The organism is Bacteroides sp. AF39-11AC, assembly GCF_003474285.1.
GTDB lineage: Bacteria > Bacteroidota > Bacteroidia > Bacteroidales > Bacteroidaceae > Bacteroides.
Genome location: NZ_QROH01000007.1, coordinates 235,108 through 258,693, shown reverse-complemented (window position 1 = coordinate 258,693; position 23,586 = coordinate 235,108). Strand labels below are relative to the sequence as shown.

18 protein-coding genes are annotated in these 23,586 nt (G+C 41.7%); 10 read left to right on the top strand and 8 right to left on the bottom strand.

Annotation, left to right across the window (positions count from 1 at the left end; all coding sequences use genetic code 11):
• Positions 1–156: 156 nt before the first annotated feature.
• Positions 157–777, top strand: a complete 621-nt coding sequence (locus DW036_RS16815) for a CatB-related O-acetyltransferase (RefSeq protein WP_118465405.1) — start codon at positions 157–159, stop codon at positions 775–777.
• Here the strand turns inward: DW036_RS16815 and DW036_RS16810 are convergent.
• The 4 genes from DW036_RS16810 to DW036_RS16795 form a co-directional block, all read right to left on the bottom strand.
• A complete protein-coding gene (locus tag DW036_RS16810; RefSeq protein ID WP_118465404.1) occupies positions 736–1,359 on the bottom strand; it encodes a DUF1062 domain-containing protein in 624 nt (207 codons plus the stop codon). The genes DW036_RS16815 and DW036_RS16810 overlap by 42 nt on opposite strands.
• A 110-nt stretch (positions 1,360–1,469) precedes the next feature.
• Positions 1,470–2,309: an RteC domain-containing protein gene (locus DW036_RS16805; RefSeq protein ID WP_118465403.1), complete on the bottom strand. Its 840-nt coding sequence runs from the start codon at positions 2,307–2,309 to the stop codon at positions 1,470–1,472.
• Positions 2,310–2,641: 332 nt separating this feature from the next.
• Positions 2,642–3,634 carry a hypothetical protein gene (locus DW036_RS16800; RefSeq protein ID WP_118465402.1) on the bottom strand — a complete coding sequence of 331 codons (993 nt, stop codon included), beginning with the start codon at positions 3,632–3,634 and terminating at the stop codon, positions 2,642–2,644.
• A gap of 479 nt (positions 3,635–4,113) precedes the next feature.
• A complete protein-coding gene (locus DW036_RS16795) occupies positions 4,114–4,332 on the bottom strand; it encodes a hypothetical protein (RefSeq protein WP_118465401.1) in 219 nt (72 codons plus the stop codon).
• Between the two features lie 401 nt (positions 4,333–4,733).
• Between DW036_RS16795 and DW036_RS16785 the strand changes: the two genes are divergently transcribed.
• From DW036_RS16785 to DW036_RS16775, 3 genes are all read left to right on the top strand, one after another.
• On the top strand, positions 4,734–5,573 hold the full coding sequence (locus DW036_RS16785) for a helix-turn-helix domain-containing protein (RefSeq protein WP_118465517.1): 840 nt from the start codon (positions 4,734–4,736) through the stop codon (positions 5,571–5,573).
• A 16-nt stretch (positions 5,574–5,589) separates the two neighbouring features.
• Complete coding sequence (locus DW036_RS16780; protein WP_118465400.1) at positions 5,590–8,307, top strand: response regulator; 2,718 nt, start codon at positions 5,590–5,592, stop codon at positions 8,305–8,307.
• A gap of 93 nt (positions 8,308–8,400) precedes the next feature.
• On the top strand, positions 8,401–11,544 hold the full coding sequence (locus tag DW036_RS16775; protein ID WP_118465399.1) for an ATP-binding protein: 3,144 nt from the start codon (positions 8,401–8,403) through the stop codon (positions 11,542–11,544).
• A gap of 49 nt (positions 11,545–11,593) precedes the next feature.
• On the opposite strand, the gene DW036_RS16770 is transcribed toward DW036_RS16775, so the two are convergent.
• Positions 11,594–12,532, bottom strand: a complete 939-nt coding sequence (locus DW036_RS16770; protein ID WP_118465398.1) for a DMT family transporter — start codon at positions 12,530–12,532, stop codon at positions 11,594–11,596.
• 312 nt (positions 12,533–12,844) lie between these two features.
• Between DW036_RS16770 and DW036_RS16765 the strand changes: the two genes are divergently transcribed.
• Positions 12,845–13,657, top strand: a complete 813-nt coding sequence (locus DW036_RS16765) for a class I SAM-dependent methyltransferase (protein ID WP_118465397.1) — start codon at positions 12,845–12,847, stop codon at positions 13,655–13,657.
• On the top strand, positions 13,654–14,709 hold the full coding sequence (gene rsgA / locus DW036_RS16760; RefSeq protein WP_118465396.1) for a ribosome small subunit-dependent GTPase A: 1,056 nt from the start codon (positions 13,654–13,656) through the stop codon (positions 14,707–14,709). The genes DW036_RS16765 and rsgA overlap by 4 nt, the downstream gene beginning before the upstream one ends.
• 75 nt (positions 14,710–14,784) lie before the next feature.
• Here the strand turns inward: rsgA and DW036_RS16755 are convergent, their stop codons facing one another.
• Together DW036_RS16755 and DW036_RS16750 are read right to left on the bottom strand one after the other, a co-directional pair.
• The gene (locus tag DW036_RS16755) at positions 14,785–15,765 is read right to left on the bottom strand and encodes a linear amide C-N hydrolase (RefSeq protein WP_118465395.1); all 981 of its coding nucleotides are present in this window, start codon (positions 15,763–15,765) and stop codon (positions 14,785–14,787) included.
• Positions 15,766–16,038: 273 nt separating this feature from the next.
• Positions 16,039–17,043, bottom strand: a complete 1,005-nt coding sequence (locus DW036_RS16750) for a hypothetical protein (protein WP_118465394.1) — start codon at positions 17,041–17,043, stop codon at positions 16,039–16,041.
• Between the two features lie 189 nt (positions 17,044–17,232).
• Here DW036_RS16750 and DW036_RS16745 point away from each other — a divergent pair, with 189 nt between their 5' ends.
• The 4 genes from DW036_RS16745 (at position 17,233) to DW036_RS26035 (ending at position 21,500) form a co-directional block, all read left to right on the top strand.
• On the top strand, positions 17,233–18,090 hold the full coding sequence (locus DW036_RS16745) for an AraC family transcriptional regulator (protein ID WP_118465393.1): 858 nt from the start codon (positions 17,233–17,235) through the stop codon (positions 18,088–18,090).
• A 93-nt stretch (positions 18,091–18,183) separates the two neighbouring features.
• Positions 18,184–19,542 (top strand): MATE family efflux transporter, encoded by a 1,359-nt coding sequence (locus DW036_RS16740; RefSeq protein ID WP_118465392.1) that lies wholly within the window; start codon positions 18,184–18,186, stop codon positions 19,540–19,542.
• A 210-nt stretch (positions 19,543–19,752) separates the two neighbouring features.
• Positions 19,753–20,283, top strand: a complete 531-nt coding sequence (locus DW036_RS26040) for a hypothetical protein (protein WP_233560476.1) — start codon at positions 19,753–19,755, stop codon at positions 20,281–20,283.
• A 116-nt stretch (positions 20,284–20,399) separates the two neighbouring features.
• Positions 20,400–21,500, top strand: a complete 1,101-nt coding sequence (locus DW036_RS26035) for a hypothetical protein (protein WP_233560475.1) — start codon at positions 20,400–20,402, stop codon at positions 21,498–21,500.
• Positions 21,501–21,683: 183 nt separating this feature from the next.
• On the opposite strand, the gene DW036_RS16730 is transcribed toward DW036_RS26035, so the two are convergent.
• Entirely contained in the window at positions 21,684–23,585 is a 1,902-nt protein-coding gene (locus tag DW036_RS16730) for a fimbrial protein (protein WP_118465391.1), read from the bottom strand.
• Between the last annotated feature and the right edge of the window lies 1 nt (position 23,586).

The following is a 23,586-nucleotide window of genomic DNA, read 5'->3' as shown; positions in this document are numbered from 1 at the left end:
TATGAACCATAGTATTTAATCACAATGAAATGGCAACTTTGTAAATAGCTTCGTTTGGTATGGTAGGGCAATAGTTAAGTCTGTTGCCCTATTGGGTTGTGACCGTCTCCGTCACAAGATATTGAAATACTAAACATACAAAAAGAAGTAATTACAATGAATACGAAAACATATCCGCGTACCAACGATTACCAGACTATCTATCTGAATACCATTATCAACAATCCGAATATCATAGTTGGTAACTATACCATATACAATGACTTTGTAAATGATCCGACTCAATTTGAGAAGAATAATGTACTCTATCATTATCCTATCAACCAAGACCGCCTGATAATCGGCAAATTCTGTTCTATTGCCTGTGGGGCAAAGTTTCTTTTTAACAGTGCCAACCATACATTGAAATCCTTGTCCAACTACACATTCCCCTTGTTCTTTGAAGAATGGGGATTGGATAAGAAAAATGTAGCCTCAGCATGGGATAATAAAGGTGATATCATTATAGGCAATGACGTCTGGATAGGTTATGAAGCCGTTATTATGGCAGGAGTGCATATAGGAGATGGAGCTGTCATCGCAGCCCGGGCAGTGGTAACTAAAGATGTTCCTCCCTACACCATAGTAGGAGGAACACCTGCCAGGAAAATACGGATGCGATTTGAAGAAGAGACAATCGCCAAGCTGCAACAGACACAATGGTGGAACTGGCCTGTTGAGAAGATACGTCAGTCCTTACCCTATATCATGGATGGAACGGTTGACCGACTTCCTTAATTCCTCTCTCTGTATCAGAATCATATCTCCATCTTTCACTTTATGTTTCTGGGGCGGTTTGTTGCCTGAAATCGTAATTATACCGTCTTCGAACATACGTTTCACCTGATTGGCAGAGAGTGAGAAGCATCTTCTGATTAATGATGATAATTTGAGATCAAACTCAAACTCGCACTTGATGTGGATTTTGATAACCTCATTGGATAGATTCAGCAGATCTTCCAATGAGGTATCAGGACCGACTTCATATTCTACGCTACCATAATCCAGTCTCAGGTTATTCTTTCTCTCCATTTCAGTAGAAAAAGCATACTTCCAGGCCGCATCTTTATCATTCATTGAAAAACTATGGAATAATGTCTTATCAATCAAATCCGGTTTACTGCGTGATAACAAAGTGAGGTTACAGGTGTTGTCGCACTTCACACATCTGTAAATCAACCATACATCTATGTTCTTCTTTTGAGCATTCATCCTGAACTTATCGCTACAATAAAATCGGTCACTATCGCAGTGACTGCATTTCTTAATTAATAAAGGGGTATTCTTCACCTTTACTTCCCATGTAATTGTTGTCTCCATAAATAAGCTATTGTCTTTCTTTGCGGGTTAAGTAATTTTCCGGCAAAGTTGGATATTAGCCATTTGCATAATTCACAAGATGTCACAAGACGCTATGAAATATTCTTTGTTTATCTGTCAAGTTCATCCATCATTTGGGTTATTTTCTCTTTCAGTTTATCCAGAAATTGTGTCCTGCTTTTCTTCCTGTTCCTGATTTCAAGAAATATCCGGTAGAAATCACCAATCTCAATATCAAAAAGAGTTTCGCAACAGAAAGCGATGTCTTTCAGGTTCGTGTTACCATTATTAAAGCATTTTCCGGCATATAGCGCATAAATGAATTCTACCAATGACACCTTACTTTCCGTCCATTGCAATAGTTTGCTTTCTATGATGGAAGTGAATTTAAGGTGTAGTTTTTCCGATAACGCATCAATCTCTGTGGAGAGATAATGAGTGAGTAGCTTATTTGCTAAGATCTCTGCTACGCTGGAATCATGCAAAGTGGAAAAAGAAGTATCTCTATCCAACGAGTGGCAGTGAACATTTGAAAGGATATCATAATGCTTTCTCATGAAATACAAATGATCTGAGTCGGTTTTACCGGCTTGATAATAGTTATAGAAATTCTTGTCCGAAGAGATGTTCTTCAGACTTTCATATTCCTCCTTCAGGTATTTATATTGAGCTGACGGTGATTTCCCGATCCGATTCTTTTCAATCTGATACAGACGGATATAAAATATCAGTAGACCGGATATTTGTGGTTTCCGGACTTTAAAGAAAAGAATCTCTTCCTCGGGATTGACAAACTGATAGTCCGCAATGGTTGCTTTTAGCCGGACGAGTGAAATCTGTATGAAGCCGACTATTTGCTTTATCTTATCAAGGATATCAATATCTTGTTGCTCAATTCTTTTGATTTCTACTTCTATGTCTTGCTTAATGTTCTTTACGAAATTCTTCATTCGCATTCAGCGCATCCATAACTTTCAGGCGGTTGCAGCGAAACCTGCTAAAAGTCTGAATAGCAAATTACAATTGCCTTGCAGAGACAATGTAGTTAATACTAAAAATGATAAAATGAAAAACCTGTCTGAATAAGAATTATTCAAACGAAAGAAATTAGCCTGTGGTTTGTGAGGCTAATATTAAGCAATAACAAATTTAAGAATTGTGCCCAAAATATTTGCTTTTAGAATTCGGGGCAAATATAGTTCTTTTTTTGTAAATCCCCTAAATCTACAGTCAAAATGTAGATTCAGAGGATATTGAGTATAAAGAGTATTGAATTGAACTATCAGAATATATATTGTATACCGAACTGGTAACCGATATACAATTGTTGCAGTTTTGTAGACTCAGCCTTTTTCCATAAGGAATGGTTCGGGAATATTTTGCTGTTGCTTACATCTTTGGTCATCATATAGTTTATGCCTACCCCTCCGAATAACTCAATATGCTTCCCGATTCTGAAGGACGGTATGAGCGAATATCCAGTATTCAAGACAGGTTCATCCGAATCGTTTCCGATGGTTGAGGCTTTAAGTTCATTGTTAATCCTGAACCAGGAAGTAACAGGAATATGAGCACCGAATCCGCCTTCAGCCACCAATGAGCTATTCTCTGTTTTATGGTTATATCCAACACCTATAATGCCATAAGTGTATCTGCCGCCCGAACGGAATGTGGCTATCGTACTTCCCAATGCATCATAAGTGACAGCAACCCCCATCTCACCATTTTTAATGATGTTGATTAATCCGATGGGACAGTCACTCTTATCCGCTATATTAACCAGTCCGGCAAATTGTATGCCATTGACCTCTTTTGCAATGTTGACTAATCCGGCAATCTGCAAACCGTTTACTTCTTTTGCAATATTTACTAATCCGGCAAATTGGAACCCGGTCATTTCAGAAGCTGTATTTGCCAGTCCTGCCATCTGGAAACCACTGAACTTATTCTTATTTATATTAGCCAATCCCGCAGACTGTACTCCCTGTCCGTCATTTCCTACATAGTTTGAAAGCCCTGCCATCTGAAAACCTTTGGCATCATTCAGAATAATGTTTGAGATTCCTCCCCAGGTGAATGCCTCCTCATTTCTGGAAACACCTACAAGTAAGTTGAGTGAAACAGTATTCGTATACTGATACGAATAGGCTCCATTGGTACTCAGGGGTGGGACAAAACTCAATTGAAATACGGTTTTCTTGTCTTCATTGGATTGAGCAAACAATGCGCTATAAACTAATACACATAGTATTAAAACTAAAATCTTCTTCATCATTTGTTTTTTCTTTGTTACTAATCTTTATATTTCTATCATCTTGATTTCGGTGACAAAGGTAAGTCTAAATCATTCTTCCCTAAAGAGTTTGTAGACGAACCATGCTGTTTCTTATGACGAAATGATGAATATGAGTGATTATTTCCATAATTTCTTTGGTGTGATAAACCAATCCTCAACATGCGATAAACTAACTCTCAGAATGCAAGAATCTATTTTCGGAAATGCATAAAACTATTCATACTATAGCTGTTGTTGAATCTTACAACAACTGTGTTATTATATTACAATAGATATTGTTTTATCTTACAACAGTTGTTGTAAGAATAAAAATGTGTATTTTGAGAATTAGTTTCTTGCATTGTGATGATTAGTTCTTTGCATTGCGGTATATTAGTTACTTAACTTAAGTTCCACAAGCGCAATGAGCCTAATCATTCTTTCTTGAAAAGCTGGTAGACGAACCGCGCTGTTTCTGTTTATTCCAACTCTGTTGCACAGATATCAATTGTCCGCAGTGCGTCCGAGACTGTAGCCGGGGTTATCCCCTGACATTCTATTCTCAGTATCTTTTCCCAATCTTCAAAGTCTACATTCCATATATGAATCTGCGGGAAATGGATGAACAATTTCTCTATTCTCTTTATCTCCTGCTCCTTTTTTATAGAAGTCCGGAAAATTAAAATATTGTCTGTCATTGCGATAATTTATTTTATACCACTTTATATTATTTAGTCTGTTTTAGTCTTTCTGGAAGCACTTCGTTTGATGCAAAGATAAGCTGAATAATCTTCTCGTAAAAAGTTTGTAGACCAACCTGCAGATTCCTTATGACGAAATTAAGAATATGAGTGACCAACTTAAAAAGAGAGAAATTTAAAGAAGCTTTATCGGTATACAAATATCAACGATATGCTTATTTTCAGGGTGAGTCCGGTAGCTATTGTGATACAGTTCGTACGTACATCCTCAGAAATAGGGTGTAGAGGCTCTTGTTGTTGGCACCGAAACTTGCTATTCGCGTTCTGTTTTTGCAACCTGAAAGCCGATTGGAGATAAAATTGTATCTTTGTTATTCATTTTAACCACGACATTTCAGATGGATGGTAATTATCATATATATACCGATCTCTCTGCCCTTCCAGCAGATGAGCATGAAGCGTATTTGGCGGAAGGGTTTAGTGGGGTTTGTACGGGTGGGACGGCTGTAATAAAGGTTTTTTCAGTCAGTCGGCAGGTATCTAAAAACGACCTGGTGACAATTTTGCCACTGCAGTCGGTATCGGTCCGTGAGGTAAGTCCCGATTTCTCCATGACTTTTTTCAAAATCGACAAAACAATGTTTTTGGACACCATGAGCAGTTTGGGGAAGATCACACCTGATTTTTTCTTTTATATGCGTAAGAATTTCCAAATCCGGTTGAATCGGAGTGAAGTTCTGAGGTTTCTTGGTTTCTGCCGTGTGATTGATTTTCGGAACAGTTCTGATGATCCTGCTTTCCGAAGGGAGACTATTTTGCATTTGTTACGTATCTATTATTGGGATTTCTATGTTCATTTCCAGAAAACGGTAAACCGAGGGGCAGATCTCGTTCCATTGAATTCTAATAAGGAAAGTATTGCTTTCCGGTTTGCAATGTTGGTCTATGAACACTATAAGAATCACAAAGAAATGGCGTTTTATGCAGATAAACTGTGCATTACGCCTCAATATCTGACCCGGACCATTCAGGAGGTAAATGGTCAGTCGGCCCGCGAGCTGCTTGCAGATCATGTTGTGCTTGAGGTAAAGGCACTGCTTCGAGATGCAAATCTTGAGATAAAAGACATTGTACGGCAGACGGGGTTTTCAAACCAATCGTCGTTGAGTCGCTTTTTTCGCCGATATACGGGGATGTCTCCGACAGAATATCGGCGTACAATTCACATTATTCGATAACAACAAAACCAGAGAAATGGAACGGCCGGAAACACTAACTTGCAATGAAGGCGGTGCAGCATTTGCAAAAGAGATGCTGGAATTGCTACATGAACAGATATTTTTGACAGAGAGCGTGTTCGCCCGTCTGCCGATGGGGGTGGAAATTTATGATACGACAGGTGTCCTGCGTTGTTTAAACGAGAGGGCACGGCTTATGTACGGTGTCGAATTCGATGCGGTGATAAACAAAGTCAATCTGTTTGACAGCCCTTATGTGGATGAGAAACTTTTAGCGAGAATTCAGTCCGGGGAGGATATAGTGCTTGAATTTGAGTATGATTTTGACCGGGTAAATCAGGAGTATTTCCGTACTTGCAACAAAAATACCATTATCTACGAGGTCAAGATTGTATCGATAACCAATAAGAAAGGGATTATTGTAGGCCATATGCTGCTTACCAACGATGTGACTTCTACCAAAGAGGCGGAGTATCGTACGGAGGAAAGTAAGAAAAATCTGGAGATGGCGATGGAGGCTGCGAATATGTTTTCGTGGGTATACGACGTGCGCAAAATGGAGTTCGGGGTATTACATGGAAATCCTGTTTTCGAGAGTGGTATGTCCTTGGAGCAATTATTACCGATGCTTCATCCGCAGGACTGCACTCCCTTAAAGGAACTCTTCTCCAAATTGATAAATGGAGAAATCGGGCAAGGACAGCTTACAGTACGTATTTTCAATGAACAGGAAGGAGAATATCGGTATTACGAGAGCCGTATGCGGCTTTCAACCGAACATCTGGGTAAATTGCAAATCGTTGGAACCCAGTTGGATGTGACCGAAAAGATACGAATGTCGAAAAAAACGCAGGATCTTTTGGCTAAACGTGAACTGGCCATGAAAGTCAATGATATAGTTCACTGGGATTTCAATGTGCAAATGCAAAAATTCGAATCTTACAACGACCCGGTTAATGATTATGCTTCTGACAAGTTGGTATCTTTGGAGGAGTACTTGAATGTGATTCATCCTGAAGACAGATCTTTGGCCAATGATGCCTTGCAGTCTATGCTGTTGGGGCAGAATATGAACATCAATTTTACCTGCCGCATTCAGACCAAGTATGATGATACATGGCAGTACTGCAATATTACGGGAGTTCCTTTTGAATTTGGAGAGGCCGGAGAAGTCATCCGCTTTACCGGATTTAGACAGAATATTTCTAAGCTTCATCAATTGAATGAGGAGCTTAAGGAACGGAATTACAAAATGGAACTGACGTTCAAGACCGTCGGTATGTCTTATTGGGATTACGATGTGGAGACCCGCCAATACCGGTCGTTCAATGATCCGGTAAACGATTTCAATCCCGAAAAAGCAATTATGCCCGAGGATTATCTGAATGCTGCTCATCCTGAGGATACGGAACGTGTTCGTGAAAATATGGTCGGCATGTCTATTGGGCAGTATAAGGAGTTCTCGCTTCAGTATCGCTCCCGTACCAAATGGGATCAGGATTGGCAAACACTTATTGTTACCGGTCTCCCGTCCGAACGTGATAAGAAGGGAAACGTCATTCGCTATACCGGCATTGCTTTCAACAATACGAAGTGGGAAAGAATGGCTCAGGAGTTGAAGGAAATGAAGAACAAGGCTGAACTTTCCGATCGGCTGAAATCGGCATTTCTGGCTAATATGAGTCATGAGATACGTACGCCGCTGAATGCTATCGTCGGATTTTCCGAATTGCTGGTTGATTGTGACGACCCGGATGAAAAGGCGGAGTACTGGCATATCATCGAGTCCAACAATGACTTGTTGCTGCGACTAATCAATGACATTCTGGATCTTTCGAAGATTGAGTCGGGAATTATTGATCGGAAACGGGAACGGTTTAACTTGACGCAACTGTGCAATGAACTCTATGTGATGATGCGGTCGAAGATTCTGAACGCTGACGTGGAATTGCTTCAAGATAGTCCTTGTCCGGAATGCTGGATTTTTCTCGACAGTAACCGGCTTAAGCAGGTATGGATGAACTTCCTGACCAATGCGATAAAATATACCAGGTCGGGATATATCAGAATGGGATACTCCGTTGAAAAAGGAGGTATTCGGATTTATGTGGAGGATACAGGGGCAGGTATCCCAAAAGAATTGCAGGATCGGGTTTTCGGTCGTTTCCAGAAGCTGAATGAATTTGTTCAAGGTACAGGACTTGGATTGGCAATCTCCCGGGCAATTGTTGAAGCTGCGGATGGAGAGATCGGATTCACTTCTGAGCAGGGGATTGGATCGACTTTTTGGGCATGGGTTCCGTGTGAAATCTTCCAATATGGAGATGTCTGTTGTTCGGAAACATCTCTTCCGAACTGTCGTCCCGTATCTGGCGAAAGTGGTGACAGGAAGTTCAAAATACTGGTGGCCGAAGATAGCGATAGCAATTTTTTGTTAGTGCGGAATATCCTTAAAGATTATGACTTGTTACGGGTGACTAATGGTGTGGAAGCTGTTGAGGAGATTCGTAATGGGAGGTTTGATTTCGTGCTTATGGATTTGAAAATGCCTGTCATGGACGGTCTGGAAGCGACTCGGAAAATTCGGGAGTTCAATAGTGACATCCCGATTATAGCACTTACAGCTAATACTTTCGATACCGACCGTGTCAGCGCTATAGATGCCGGATGTAATGCTTTCTTGCCCAAACCGGTAAAGCGGAAGCAGTTGCTTGAACTTTTCTTGGAGAAATAGAACTTTCTATAAGATTAAAGATAGATTGATGTAAACGGTTCATAACTATACACGATTGGCTTTCCTTTAATAAAACCTTTATGGTAATCATATATGAAATTTAACTTGATATTGGGGATGTCTGCCTGGATGTGGCAGGGGTATTTATTGTTTTTCGTTTTATTCTCCACCCTGACACTTCAGGCACAGAATAATTCTGCAGTGGGTGTCGGTGGTAATTGTCTGCTCATTATTAATACTTATACTTCGGATGCTCCTTGGAGCAATGGTTTCATTGAGCCCGTGCAGAAATGGATGAACGAAGCGGATCTTCCGGTTTTGATTGAGCATCTCAATATGCTGATGGTTGGAAATGCCGATGATTTCACTATGGTTGAAGAATCAATTTTCCGGAAACATGCCAATCATACCCCTAAGGCCGTACTTCTGCTGGGGAATCCGTCACTGCTCTTGAAAGAGGCTATCCGTGCCCATTGGGGGGATATTCCGTTGATTTTGTGTGCGGAGGACGATTTTTACGGACCTCCCCAAGCTTATATCGAAAAAAAATCAATCGCCTGTGAACAGCGTGTTCCACTCTCGACTCTCTCCGACGAATATAACCTGACCGTGTTGCATGCAAAGATGTTTCTGAAGGATAATGTAGATTTACTGCGGCACCTGCTGCCTCGGTTGAAGGAAGTGATATTAATAGGGGATGACCGTTATGTCAACCAGCAGCTTGATTGTGACATGAAACATCTTATGGCAGACGAATATCCAAACCTTGAATATTGTTTTTACTCAGCGGAGAGTATGACATTGGACAGTCTGTTATTTCGATTGAATGATATTGATATCCGTACCACTGGAGTGCTTTTTTCCTCTTGGTTCAGTAAATTCGAAATTGCAGGTCAGCCTGTACTTAATGCTAACTCTTATCGGGTAATTGCTAATATGAATGTTCCGATTTTCGCCCTTAAAGGTTCGGTGATGAACAATAGTGGAATGCTTGGAGGATGTATTTATGATGAAGAAGAGTTTCTGGCGCATCTTAAAGAGACCCTTTTATCAGTCGTTTCCGGAACTCCTGCGCGGGAGATTCCTTTTTTCATTCCTTCCGGGTCAATTCCTACATTTAACTATCTTGCATTGCTTCAAAAAAACTTTTCCTCAAAGCAATGTCCAGCCAACAGTGTGTTTTTCGGACGCCCTGAGAATTTTTTTCAAAAATATAAATATGTATTCGGAGGAATATTCTTTGTTATTTTGTCTTTTGTTCTTTTTCTGTCTCACCGTATCCGCATATTAGCAAAATTGAATGAAGTGCAACAAAGGCAGGTGGAAACAAGCCGGGAACTGAGTACCTTGTTTGAAAACATGCCGGTGGCATATATGAAGGCGAAACTTCTTTATAACGAAACAGGTGGAATAGCGGATATGGAAATCCAGCGTATGAACGGGCGTTTTATGATGAATTTTGCTGCGGATGAAGTAGTTGGAGGCTATAAGGGAAGTGAACTTTTAGGTTCTGATTTTGTCATGACACTGCATTTTGCAGAGTTAGCGCATATAGAAAACAAAACCATTACGTATACTCAATATTTTGCAAAGCCGAATATCTATCTTAATATTGTAGTGGCTCCTGCCGCCCAAAAGGATTACATTGATATCTTCTGTGTTGACGATACGGAACTTTATCGTACGCAGCAAAAGTTCTATGATACCAATTGTAAGTTGGCGATGGCACTTGATGTAGCCAATATCATACCATGGAACTGGGATTTGCAGAAACATAGGATACTTTGCGATGTAAACAGCTCTATTGAGTTAGGCTATACGGGAGTGAATGTCGATGCGGAGAAGTTCTCGGTTCCAGATACAGAGTATTTTTCTAAAATTTTTAAAGAAGATAAAGAGCGGGTAGAACACGCCTATCGTGATTTGATCGAAGGTCGAATAGGTAAAGTGCGTGAAGAATATAGAGTCATATCCCGTGACAGGAATGGGTACAAAATGGATTGGGTGGAAGCGCAAGCTACTGTGGAAAAACGTGGAGCTGATGGCATCCCTCTCACTCTGGTAGGGTCATTGCTTGTTATAACTCAGCGTAAGAAGATGGAAGAGGAACTAATCAAAGCACGTGACGAAGCGCAGGAATCGAACCGTCTGAAATCTGCATTCCTTGCAAATATGAGCCACGAGATACGTACTCCTCTGAATGCTATTGTCGGATTTTCCAGTTTGCTCAATTCAACAGCGGAGAGTTGCGAACGAGAGGAATATATTAAGATTATCGAAAACAATAACGAACTGCTCCTGCAACTTATCGGTGATATCCTTGATTTGTCTAAAATAGAGGCTGGTACACTTGAATTTGTAAAGGTACCGGTTGATGTGAATGCATTGGTGAAAGAGATTGTCAAAGCCATGCAAGTAAAGGTTGATATAAAAGGACTTATACTCCGCTTTACTCAATGCTTGCCCGAGTGCATTATTCTGACTGATCGCAACCGTTTGCATCAGCTACTGGTTAATTTATTGACTAATGCCATTAAGTTTACGGACTCAGGGAGTATTGTAGTAGGATATTCTTTGCAAGAGAACGGAATGCTGCGTTTTTTCGTTACCGATACCGGATGCGGCATTCCTTCGGAGAAAAAGGGTGATATTTTTACACGCTTTGTAAAGTTGAACAGTTTTGTCCAAGGGACAGGATTGGGCTTGTCGATTTGTAAAACTATCATAGATAAGTTGGGTGGAGAGATTGGTGTGGATTCAGAATTGGGTAAGGGTTCGACATTCTGGTTTATGATACCTGCCATTCCTGCTGAAAGGACCGAAAAAACAATTCAGGAGTATACACTTAAGGCTATTGCAAAAGATGATGTCACCATCTTGATTGTTGAAGATAATGTGAGTAATTTCAAACTTTTCGAAACCATCCTTCAGACAGATTACCGTATTCTTCATGCTTGGAACGGTGTAGAGGCGGTCGGGCTGTTCAGACAGCATAATCCACATATTGTGCTGATGGATATTAGTATGCCCGAAATGGATGGATATCAAGCTACCACTGAAATACGTAAACTCTCTTCTGAGGTACCTATTCTCGCTGTAACGGCTTACGCTTATGCCACAGACGAAGAGCAGATTCTCAGCCGGGGATTTAATGGCTATGCTTCTAAACCGGTTAACCCGAGTGTATTACGGTCAAAAATTGTCGACTTACTCAGTACGAGACTGATGCTGCTGTAAGTATGGTTCTTCTTCAGGAGGATGCCGGTAAGTTTGAGATGACTGAAACCTAACCTTTTTTAGTGTGCTTTAATGGTAATCGTGGGAACAGCTTCCTGAACCGTACCAATTGTGTCGTAATATTGCTTCCGGCTACAATAAACGTCACAGCCAGGATAATCAGTACAATTCCGCAGCACAATCTGGGTGTCAGGCTTTCCCCGAAGATCATGACTCCGAAGAATACAGCCGTTACAGGTTCCAAGGCTCCGAGGATGGCTGTAGGGGTTGAACCTATATATTGCACGGCTTGCGTAGTACAGAGGAAGGATATGGCTGTAGGGAAGATAGCCAATGCAATCAGATTCCCCCATAAATACCATTTATCGACAACATGCAGGCTTTGCCCGAAATCTACACGGACCAAAAAGAGCGACAGGCCGAAAAGCAATACATAAAAAGTAACTTTCAGTGTTGCCACATCTTTTAATATCGGTCGGTTTACCCCTACGATATAGATAGCGTAAGAGAGGGCCGATGCCATGACTAATCCGACGCCAACCAGACTAAGCGTTGTACCGTCTCCTCCTTTATATAGTAATCCAATACCACTTAAAGCCAGAAAGATACATAAGACTGTTTGTAATGTGACTTTCTCCTTGAAGGCGACAGCCATAATCAGTGCCACCAAAATCGGATAGACAAACAGTATCGTTGAGGCAATACCGGCTTCCATATAGTTATAGCTTTGAAACAGGGTAAGAGAAGAAATGGCAACCAACCATCCCAGTATGACTAACGGTACTATTTCTTTCCGTTTCAGACTGAAACTTCTGCCTCTCGCTTTGAGCATAATCCCCAGGATGGGAATGGCAAACAGATATCTGAAGAAAAGAACAGAGTCCGGATTCATACCTTCCTTATATAGCGGAAGGGTAAAGAGGGGATTCATGCCATAAGTGGCGGCAGCAACAGCTCCCAATATATATCCTTTGACCTTTGTATTCATAAACACTAAATAATTTCTTAGTTCTGGTTTTCTTTGGGGCTGCAAAGGTAAATTTTTCCTTTATATATTATCATTGCAAACTCCTGAATTTTTTGCTTTTTCTTGCCTTGTCTGACTTCAATTTTTGTATTCTCAAAATATTATTTACCTTTGCGCCATGACAAAGACATTCAAATCGGATTTGGTTTAATAAACAATCTGTGTTTCTGATACAGATTGTCCTTTCGTTTACTCTCGGATAACTCCTTTCGAGAGTAGTTTTCTATTATTATAATTCAAATTTAATCTGCGTACAATGATGAAGGCATTGTTATGCTTTCCGTGTATGCAAAATACATTAAGAAAATGAGTAACGAAAATAAAACAATTCACGATTTCGAACTTAAATTAATCTGTGACTTCTTCTCCAATATGGAACGCCAAGGACCCGGAAGTCCTGACGTAACACTGAAAGCGCTGAGCTTTATAGATGGTCTCACCGACAAATCCCTTATCGCCGACATCGGTTGTGGAACAGGAGGACAGACAATGGTATTGGCCGGACATATTTCCGGGCAGATCACCGGACTTGACCTTTTTCCCGACTTTATTGATATCTTCAATCGCGATGCAAAGCAATCAGGTTTGCAGGACAGAGTGAAAGGCATTGTCGGTTCTATGGACAACCTTCCTTTTCAGCATGAGGAATTAGACCTGATCTGGTCGGAAGGAGCCATTTATAATATTGGTTTTGAACGGGGGCTGAATGAGTGGCGTAGATATTTGAAACCGGGAGGATATATTGCTGTTTCTGAAAGTTCGTGGTTTACTGACGAACGTCCTGCGGAAATCAATGACTTCTGGGTGAATGCGTATCCTGAAATAGATACGATTCCCAATCAGGTAGCCAAGATACACAAAGCAGGTTATCTTCCCGTCGCCACATTTATTCTGCCGGAAAATAGCTGGACAGAACATTACTTTGCTGCAAAGATTGAAGCTCAGAAAATCTTCCTTCATAAATATGCGGGAAATAAGATCGCCGAAGAATTCAGTTCGCTTCAGTTTGATGAAGAAGAACTATACAGTAAGTATAAAGCATTCTACGGTTATACATTTTTCATTGCAAAAAAGATAGAACAATGATTCATTTGAATAATTACGGTTGGAATGACAAGTTAAGCCAACTAAAGCAAGAGTCAACATACAATGCTCTTACACATGGCCGTATATCCATCGTACACCGCACATGCTACGAGGTCGTTTCAGAAAACGGGCTGTTTCAGTGCGAACTGACGGGGAATATGATGTATGGAAAATCAGACTTTGAACTCCCTTGTACCGGTGATTGGGTGCTTTTTCAACCATTCGACGAACATAAAGGGATTATAGTGGATATGCTGCCTCGTGAACGGACTTTATATCGCAAGAAAAACGGAACGGTTGCCGATAAACAGGCCATTGCCTCGTATGTTGACAAGGCATTTATCGTGCAAAGTCTTGATGATAATTTCAATGTTCGCAGAGCCGAGCGTTTCATGGTTCAGATGCAGGAAGAGAATATTAATCCTGTATTGGTGTTCAATAAGGCTGATTTAGGGTTTGACAAGCAGAAAGTTGAAGAACAGATCAGACACATTGCCCGTCAGATACCGATGTTTTTTACAAGTATTCATCAACCTCAGATGATTCTCCAATTACGGGAGTCTATATCGGCAGGCGAAACGGTTGTGTTTGTCGGCTCTTCAGGTGTAGGGAAAAGTTCTCTGGTGAATGCGCTTTGCGAGAAATCGGTATTACTAACGTCTGATATCAGCCTGTCCACGGGAAAAGGAAGACATACTTCTACTCGTCGGGAGATGGTATTGATGGACGGTTCAGGTGTATTAATCGATACTCCGGGCGTCCGGGAATTTGGCTTGGCCATTGATGATCCCGATTCTCTTGCAGAGGTATTGGAGATTTCAGATTATGCTGCATCATGTCGTTTCAAGGATTGCAAGCACATCAACGAACCAGGATGTGCCGTTTTAGAAGCGGTAAGCAGTGGCGTATTGGACCGTAAGGTTTATGAAAGTTATCTGAAACTTCGACGGGAAGCGTGGCATTTCTCTACTTCCGAACATGAAAAGCGTAAAAGGGATAAATCTTTTTCAAAACTCGTGGATGAGGTGAAGAAGCGTAAAGCAAATCGATAATTTCTATATGGGCAGTGCAGTATTCCTTTAGTGGAATAGCTGCACTGTTTTATATGTATACTCAATCAAATCCGGTTAATCTTTCACTCCCATAAATCGGAAAGCTTGTGCCGGTTTAAAGTCTTTCGTTGCATTACCGTGGTAAGTTTCCCCATTGGCTATGGACAATTTAAGTACCGGTGCTCCTTCTGACAGATCCAATTCCTGTAAGTTTACCCAAAAAGTATTCGGTGTCAGGCTTGACTCGAAGAAATAGCGCAAGTTCTTACTATCCGAAACCGTTCTCCATTGTGTCGTGGATATTTCAGGAGATTCGGGAGTCGAGATACCATAAGGAACTGAAGCATTACGGACAACGCTGAATACGCTTGCAATCGCGATTCTCTGATCATCAGTTTTAGGGAGTGCATCTATGTAAAAGCTGGCTCTCGCGAAACGGTCTGAGGGGCGATTGGTTCCGGGCAGGAAACTTAACCCGCCAATTGATTTCCAATATTCGTTCAGTGCTAATTGTTTATTGTAGGTAGGGGAATTTGTCATCACTTTATAGTCCTTACTATGGTAGACGGTCAGTTGTCCACCTATATACTCGAATATTGCACAATCACTTGTTGCATCAGAGATTGATAGGTGCAAAGTAGCCAGGCGAGAGCCGTCGGGCATCTTATCGGATACCACTTGGAAGGTGTTTTCATCAATGAAACTAACAGCCTCATCTACGCTGGCAAAGTTGTCCAGCATATATTGTACCCATGCTGTAATGGCAAGTCCAGGTTTACTTTTATCCCTTACCGGATATTCGGTTTCGGGTAACCACAGTAGATTGGCCACTAACCCCTTTTCATTTATTCCGTCCGTGCTGGCTATTTCAAAAGCAGAAGCCACCACACTACCATACTTGGATGTCCATTGTAATGAGTTTACTCCGGTTTCTCCATTTCTTTCCATTCCTTTCGGAAATACCCAAAGATTGCTATGCATCTCTGTTTTCCAGTCCATTGAACGACCGGTTACTACCATTTTATTGGTTCCTGAATATACTACTCTTGTACACATAATGAAGTATTTATATATTTATGATTTGAATTATCTGTAAGTATCAATCACCGGTTACTATGTCTACCCTTCCGCTCAGATCAAGAAGAGAATCCATATTCGTTGTTATACTTTTATATCCAGACAAGAACATAAGTATATGAAAACGGTTCGGCGGGGATATTTGATTTATGAATAATAAACACAGAAATAATTTTCAATACATGCTCGTTCGTTAATCGGAAACGCATCAGTGCGATAAGCATTTGCAGAAGTGAAGAAAATCTTTAGCCGCTATTTAAATAAGCTATACGAAACTCCCAGATTGAAGAAAGGAACCATGTTCCGTTTCATTTTCACCAATGGTTCCACTTCTGTCTGGCCTTCTTCGTTTCGTACTTTTATGCCTTTTCTTGTATCGCTGTAAAGTCCGGCCATCATCACCATGGAAGCTCCTGCGCGTGCAACCAGATAAAAGTGTTTGTTAATGATGTATTCGTAAACGATTTCCGGATTTAAAGTAGCTTCGCTGAAATAGCAGATGTCCGGCACATTCTTCAGGTTGGGTTTCATGTAGAAATTATCACTTGTCATGGAAGCTCCGGCGGAAAAACGATGACTGTTCAGTTGGTATCTCATGTAAAATTGGCTTGGCATGGTGATGTCTACGCTTAGATTCGGATTATTGAATCGATGCCAGTAAGAAATGATAGGCATAATCGGGATACTACTGAATAAGGTCATCCCCATGATGCCGGCTGTGAAAGTGGTAGTCTTTGTATGCTTGAAAATCATTACGGCAGACAATAACCCTTGTACTTTGCCAAAACCTTTGTCCCAACCGTCTGCAATTACGGAGGCGGATAGAGCCAGCGGTTTGTTGAATACATTAATATAGTAGGTACCATTCAGTCCTCCGGCAAAGTAGTCATACCCGTCTTGTGAAAATATAGCTGACGTAGCGGAGTGGGTTTTCTCAATCGCATCGAACTGATAGCTTCTGTATTGCACATTGGCATACAACGATACTTTCTTCAATTTCAGTACAGGGATCATGGTAGAAAAACTGATCTTGTGCAGGTCGCGTCTTTTTCCTTTTTCCAGTTCATTTCCATCTTGTGTAAATGTATAATTGTGTGCCCACTTGGTTTCCCAGTTCAGGTTTACAGTACGATACATAGAGAAGTTCTTGGCAAGAAAGTTTCTGAAATCTTGAGCCAGTGAATCGGGGATTTTCTGTGCCTTGACTGTGCAGATGCTGAGACACAACGCTACTGTAATAAATATTTTCTTTTGCATTTCGTTTTTAAATAGATTTGTTGAATTTTTTATATTTTTCTCTACTCATTTGTTGATTTATAAACTGGCGCAAAAGTACAGGGGATGCTGGCCGGGAGAAAGGTCTTTTGGATGGAATGTTGGACGAAAACACTTACTAGTTTGGCTTATCTGTTTTTATAGCCTACTTTTGTTGTCAAAAACACATATATGAAGAATCTTATATCACTGAACTGGCGTTCCAAGTTGGAAGGGATGGAGAATGTGAATTTCCTGAATGACGACTACTATATTTACAGAAATGAGAAAGTAGAACCACATACGGGGCCTTTCAAAATGGATATGACTATTTGTGGCATTTGCCTGAAAGGAGAGTCTAAAGGGAGGGTGGATATGATACCTTTTGAGATTAAAGCGCCAGCCATATCCATCGTTTTGCCGGGTCAGATAATAGAGCATGAATATTGTTCTGATGATTTTGAAGGGATTTATATACTTATGTCTGAACGATTCAATGAGAGCCTGAACTTACCTGATCGGTTCTCGAATTTCCTTTCGGTGCGTAATAAACCGGTCATACCACTAACAGATAAACAACTGGATGCCATGCTGACTTATTGTAAGATGGTACAAAGTGTAATCAAAGTGACAGATAATCCTAACCGTATGGAAATTATCCGCCATCTCACCATTGCTTTCTTTTATGGATTGGGTTATTACTTTCATAAACTGCCCGATGGTACTAAGGAAACGAGAAGTGAAGTCTTGATGCGGAATTTCCTGAAGCAAGTACAGGCATTCCATAAACAAGAGAGAAAAGTGGAATTCTATGCAGACAGGCTTTGTCTGAGTCCTAAATATCTCTCGCAGACCATTAAAAGTTATAGTGGAAAAACCGCAGGAGAATGGATCGATGAATATGTAGTGCTCGAAGCCAAGGTACTGTTAAGATCGACCAATATGACCATACAGCAAATAGGTGACGAACTTAATTTTCCGTCCCAATCCTTCTTTGGTAAGTATTTCAAAAGACTTACAGGAATGTCACCGAAAGCGTATAGGGAATAAGATTTCCGTTTCCTGTAAAAGCCGCCCCATTACTTTGGGGGCGAGTGGAAATTCTTGTACCTTTGCACTCGTTTTTAGAAAAGAAGAATCACGATGATCAATAAATATGAAGAACGTCTGGGAACCGAGCGTATGTTGCCACTGGTTTTCAAGATGGCGCTTCCGGCAGTAGCTGCACAATTCGTCAATTTGCTTTATAGCATTGTCGACCGTATCTATATCGGACACATACCAGGCATCGGGACGGATGCATTGGCAGGCGTAGGGGTGACAATTTCTCTCGTGGTATTGATATCTTCTTTTTCAGCAATAGTGGGCGGTGGTGGTGCACCGTTGGCTGCCATAGCCCTCGGGCAAGGTGACCGCCAGCGTGCCGGAAAGATATTGGGGAATGGTTTTACCCTGCTGATTCTATTTACTTTAATTACTTCCTTCATTGCCTATACTTTCATGGAGCCTATCCTGCTCTTTACAGGTGCTTCGGAACATACATTGGGTTATGCGGTTGATTACCTTTCCATTTATTTGCTGGGAACTGTTTTTGTAGAGATTTCCACCGGACTGAATTCCTTTATCAATGCGCAGGGGCGTCCTGCCATTGCCATGTACTCTGTCTTAATCGGAGCTTTATTAAATATCATTCTTGATCCTATTTTTATCTTCTGGTTTGATATGGGGGTGAAAGGTGCTGCTTTGGCTACGGTGATTTCTCAGGCTTGCAGTGCCGCATGGGTACTGTCTTTCCTGTTTTCCCGGAAGGCTTCTCTGCCTTTGGAGAGGCGCTATATGAAGTTGAATCGGGGAATTGTTGTTGCGATGTTGGGACTGGGAGTATCTCCGTTCATTATGGCCAGTACAGAGAGTTTGGTGGGCTTTGTGCTGAATAGCAGCTTGAAAGATTTTGGAGATATTTACGTCAGTGCGTTGACGATATTACAGACTTCGATGCAGTTTGCCAGTGTGCCGCTGACGGGGTTTGCGCAAGGCTTTATTCCGATTGTAAGTTACAATTATGGGCATGGTGATAAGCAGCGTGTGAAGGATTGTTTCCGTATTGCACTGATCACGATGTTCTCTTTTAATCTGATTCTGATGCTACTTATGATCCTGTTCCCGTCAACGGTTGCATCAGCTTTTACAAGTGATGAAAAGTTGATAGAAACGGTCCGTTGGACCATGCCTGTCTTTCTGGGTGGTATGACCATTTTCGGCTTGCAACGTGCCTGTCAGAATATGTTTGTTGCATTGGGGCAGGCTAAGATATCCATTTTTATCGCTTTGCTTCGCAAGGCTATTCTGTTGATTCCGTTAGCACTGATACTGCCGCATTATATGGGAGTGACCGGAGTATATGCGGCTGAGGCTATATCCGATGCTACGGCTGCAATTTGCTGTACGCTGTTGTTCTTTTGGCAGTTTCCTAAGATTTTGGGGAAGATGAAGACGAGATAAGTATATTTGTGTGGAAGATAAAATAGTCTTTATATTTTGATGCTATAATTCATTATCTTATAGAGTTAGATTAACTTTATCAACAAGTGTTTTATATTTTCTTTTAATTTTGTGTATAAACAAAAGTTGGAAGAATCCTTATTCTTTTTTTATCGAAATGACTATCTTTATGCGAGATATTTATATGTCAAAACAAAAGGTTTTAGTCGTATGGTAAAGAAAAAAACTCATATAGACTTCTGTCATGAATTGAAAGCACAGAATTTAAAAGTTACTGTCTTGGGAACATACAAGGATTACAACTCTAAAATTGATGTAAGATGCGATAAATGTGGTTGTGAATGGTCGCCGCGTGCAGGAAGTCTATTGCACGGACATGGCTGTCCCAGGTGTGCCGGAGTCAAACTGAAATCTCATGCGGAGTTTGTGAAAGACTTAAAATCCCTGAGAGATGACGTTATCATAACTGGCCGGTATGTGAAGGCACTCGAAAAAACTAAATTCAGATTCTTGAAATGTGGACATGAGTGTGATATCACTCCTGCACATGTTCTTAGTGGCAGGGGATGTCCGGAATGTGGACGATCCCAGAAAGGAGCGTCTCAGCGCTTGACGATGGAGATATTTTTGGAGCGTCTCCATAAAATCGACCCGAATTTTGTTGTCAGCGAAGGTGCAATGTATATAAACAATCATACACTTATGCCGCTTGTAATGCCTGCGGATATGAGTATCAAATAAGACCTCATGATGTTCTGAACCAACGTGGCTGTCCTAACTGTCACAGGTCCTGCACCTCCTTTTTAGAACAGTTCATATATCACTCATTTGCTCATATTCTGGGCGAATCTAAAGTCATGTCAAGAGAAAAAACGGTGATAGGAGTTGAATTAGACATATATGTGCCTGATTTAAAAGTAGCCGTAGAGCCCGGTTCGTGGCACTGGCATAAAAATATGGTAGCGAAAGACTGGGAAAAGCATCTATTGTGCAAATATAAAGGCATCAAACTCATAACTATATACGACCACTATGATGATGCAACAGCTCCTTTCGATAATTGCCTGGTGACACATTGCGATCTTGTTTCTCGCCGGAATACAGATAAACTGATTGAAATAACAAAAAAGATTCTCTCCGAATTCGGATTAAATTCGAACCTTGGTACAAGTGAGTGGGAAAAAATTAAGAAGAATGCTCAAATTGATTCAAGACGAATGAGCACTGAGGAATTTAGAGAAGAACTGTCTAAAATAAATGATAAGATTGAAATTATTGGTGATTTTGCAGGAGCTAATAATAGAATTAAAGCACAATGTAAAGTCTGTAATCATGAATGGCATGTGAGACCGTCTTCTTTACGTTTAGGTTCGGGATGTCCTAAATGCGCCGGTACTTTAAAAATGACACATAATGACTTTGTTGAAAGATTAAATTCATTACAGCCCAATGTTATCCCTCTGGCAGAATATATCAATATTGATACTTCTATAAGAATAAAATGTAAAATATGTGGCTATATATGGTTTACCCAACCCTATCATCTTGTAGCGAAATATAATAGAACCGGCTGTCCGAAATGTGCCAATAAAGCACGGAGAACCCATGATGATTTTGTTGAGGAAATCGCAAAGCTGTTGCCTACAATTAAAGTTATAGGAACCTATGTAAGCAGGAATAAACCCATATTAGTACAATGTAGTGAATGTGGTAAGACCTGGCAGGCATATCCGGGAAATTTATTGCGGGGAAGCAGCTGTAAAAGCTGTAAATTCAAGAATACAGTGCGACAAAGAAGTAAGAAGATAAGGTGTATCACCACCGGAGAAATATTCAATACATTTAAAGAAGCTGCCGAAAAATACAATATAAGCTGCTCGACAATCTGTCTGTGTTGTAATGATAGCTCTAAGTATAAGCATGCCGGAGGATTGGAGTGGGAGTATACTATACTGTGAATCACGCTTTTTCTATGTTTTGGGCTTTACTAATTTATAGCCTTTGATATTTCCAGACGAAATCTATTCAAACCAAAGTAGGAAGAAAACCCCATCGTTTCCTTCCTACCCGATTCTTTATTTTCAGAAGTTTTTTTATTATGTCACAAAGACCTTTTTCATCATTTCTTCTTCATTTCCTATTTATGGTGCTTCCGTCACATTAACTGTTACCGTCACCTTCTTTGCCGCATCCGACAGATTCTGTATCTCAAAGGTTGCCTCCGCATTTGCCGGGAATGGTCCTGTGGGGAAATCCTTTGCATTTTGGTCCAGCGTCAAGGTATAGTCTATAGCTTCAGTACTATGTCCTTCCGTCTTATCCGCTTTCAGCCAGGCAGGCAAACCTACAATCCGGCTACCGCCTTTGGCAGTCACAGTAAGTTTCATGGACGAGGTGGTTCCGGCATTGGCCTGTTTCTGCATGCTGAGTGTCCCTGTGATCACATCCGGTGATTCACTTCCGGCAGTGTAGGTATTTGCCGCATCCGGTTCCGACGGTGTCCCCGTTGCCGCAGCAATTTCCGGTACTCCTACGGCTGCTTTCACTGCAATCTGGCTTTCTTCGCGTCCCGCCTTGCTGCGCAATAAGATGATGGCTTTCGGGAAAAGATTCCCTGAATAGCTATCGGCTTTTGACACTTTACAAGTATAAGATGCCGATCCGGCACGGGTTACCGGTGTGATTTCCGTCTTTAGCCACTCGGCACCGCCACCCGCGGAACTTGTATAGACAATGCTGCATTCCGCTTCCGAATTGCTGGTGAAAGGAATACTGAAATACTCAGTCTCATCCGGGGAGACGGTGGCTGTATTGTTACCCGCAATAGTGGTTGCTCCCACTCCTGTCAGTGTCCCGATAGCCAGCTCATTTTCCGGCTGATACTCAAAGTCCCCGCCATCCGTCCAGTCCGAAACGGTGATGTTCACATCCAGCTTGAACGGGTCGGCGTCGGTGACGCGCACCGTGTAGCGGTGGTTAGGCTTCACCTCGATGTAACCACCCGTACCCGCTACCGACTGCTCAAACTCTACCATGTAACTCACCTCCTGCGGTATATCCGTCTGGTTCAGCGCATACTTTCCCTTGATAATCAGATACCCCTTGTCGGCAATCGGACTGGGATAACTGTAGAAAGCCCCTGTCTGTGTACCCTTATTGGCATTGGCGCCGTCAAAGTCACGGTCGGGGTAGGTGATAAGCGTCTTGTCCGGATCGGCATCTTCCACGGGAACCACCGGGAAGAAGGTAACGCCTTTGCGGCCGTGCCCCATCGATACACCGGTGATGGTGAGATGTGACAATTTCTCGTCATTGATGATATCGAAACGGGAGACGATACGCGACAGCGTCATATTGATGCGGGTACGGGACCCCATACTGATATCCCGCAGGTCGAGCGCAGGACTGTAGGAACCTACCATCGGCAGGGGTGTCAACAAGATGTCCGTATCCGTGGCAGGATCCAGCAACGGAGTGGTAAAGGTGAGGAAATCCGTTTCAGTGGGAATACCCGCTTTGGTCACAATGTTATAGTCCGCACCCGGTGAACTCTGTTCCAGCGCTACGAAATTGGTGTATTCTGCTCCGGCTTTCAGCAATTTCGGCTGATTGGCAATGCAGTAGAATTTGGTGAACAGGCCTTTCTTGGGGCGCAGGGTGGCGAGTGCTATATTGTAACCCTCCACGGTCAATATAATTTTCGTAGCGTTAGGTATCGTAGAACCGTCCGAACGGTAACAGAACCGTTCCTGATAAGTATATGGCCCTTCCTCCTTGTCCGAAGAGAACACATAAATATCCAGCGAAGTGATTTCATTCTCTTCGGTCGTGGCGATGGGGGCATCGGCGCGGGTAGTGCCTGCCGTCTTTATGTTCAGCTTGTTCTGAAAGCCGAGGATGATTTCGCGGCGCGTCGGGTCATTGACCAGCGGGTCATCACCGGGAGTAGTGGCCGACGGCACTTCCGCTTCGCTGCACCCCGCAAGGGACAGGGCAAGCAGGCCTATCACCCATGCGGAAAACTGTTTTCTATTTTTAATCATA

Coding starts and splice junctions, on each gene's coding strand:
- DW036_RS16815 (WP_118465405.1), top strand. CDS start 157: ATGAATACGAAAACATATCCGCGTACCAACGATTACCAGACTATCTAT.
- DW036_RS16810 (WP_118465404.1), bottom strand. CDS start 1,359: ATGGAGACAACAATTACATGGGAAGTAAAGGTGAAGAATACCCCTTTA.
- DW036_RS16805 (WP_118465403.1), bottom strand. CDS start 2,309: ATGAAGAATTTCGTAAAGAACATTAAGCAAGACATAGAAGTAGAAATC.
- DW036_RS16800 (WP_118465402.1), bottom strand. CDS start 3,634: ATGATGAAGAAGATTTTAGTTTTAATACTATGTGTATTAGTTTATAGC.
- DW036_RS16795 (WP_118465401.1), bottom strand. CDS start 4,332: ATGACAGACAATATTTTAATTTTCCGGACTTCTATAAAAAAGGAGCAG.
- DW036_RS16785 (WP_118465517.1), top strand. CDS start 4,734: ATGGATGGTAATTATCATATATATACCGATCTCTCTGCCCTTCCAGCA.
- DW036_RS16780 (WP_118465400.1), top strand. CDS start 5,590: ATGGAACGGCCGGAAACACTAACTTGCAATGAAGGCGGTGCAGCATTT.
- DW036_RS16775 (WP_118465399.1), top strand. CDS start 8,401: ATGAAATTTAACTTGATATTGGGGATGTCTGCCTGGATGTGGCAGGGG.
- DW036_RS16770 (WP_118465398.1), bottom strand. CDS start 12,532: ATGAATACAAAGGTCAAAGGATATATATTGGGAGCTGTTGCTGCCGCC.
- DW036_RS16765 (WP_118465397.1), top strand. CDS start 12,845: ATGCTTTCCGTGTATGCAAAATACATTAAGAAAATGAGTAACGAAAAT.
- rsgA (WP_118465396.1), top strand. CDS start 13,654: ATGATTCATTTGAATAATTACGGTTGGAATGACAAGTTAAGCCAACTA.
- DW036_RS16755 (WP_118465395.1), bottom strand. CDS start 15,765: ATGTGTACAAGAGTAGTATATTCAGGAACCAATAAAATGGTAGTAACC.
- DW036_RS16750 (WP_118465394.1), bottom strand. CDS start 17,043: ATGCAAAAGAAAATATTTATTACAGTAGCGTTGTGTCTCAGCATCTGC.
- DW036_RS16745 (WP_118465393.1), top strand. CDS start 17,233: ATGAAGAATCTTATATCACTGAACTGGCGTTCCAAGTTGGAAGGGATG.
- DW036_RS16740 (WP_118465392.1), top strand. CDS start 18,184: ATGATCAATAAATATGAAGAACGTCTGGGAACCGAGCGTATGTTGCCA.
- DW036_RS26040 (WP_233560476.1), top strand. CDS start 19,753: ATGGTAAAGAAAAAAACTCATATAGACTTCTGTCATGAATTGAAAGCA.
- DW036_RS26035 (WP_233560475.1), top strand. CDS start 20,400: ATGTCAAGAGAAAAAACGGTGATAGGAGTTGAATTAGACATATATGTG.
- DW036_RS16730 (WP_118465391.1), bottom strand. CDS start 23,585: ATGATTAAAAATAGAAAACAGTTTTCCGCATGGGTGATAGGCCTGCTT.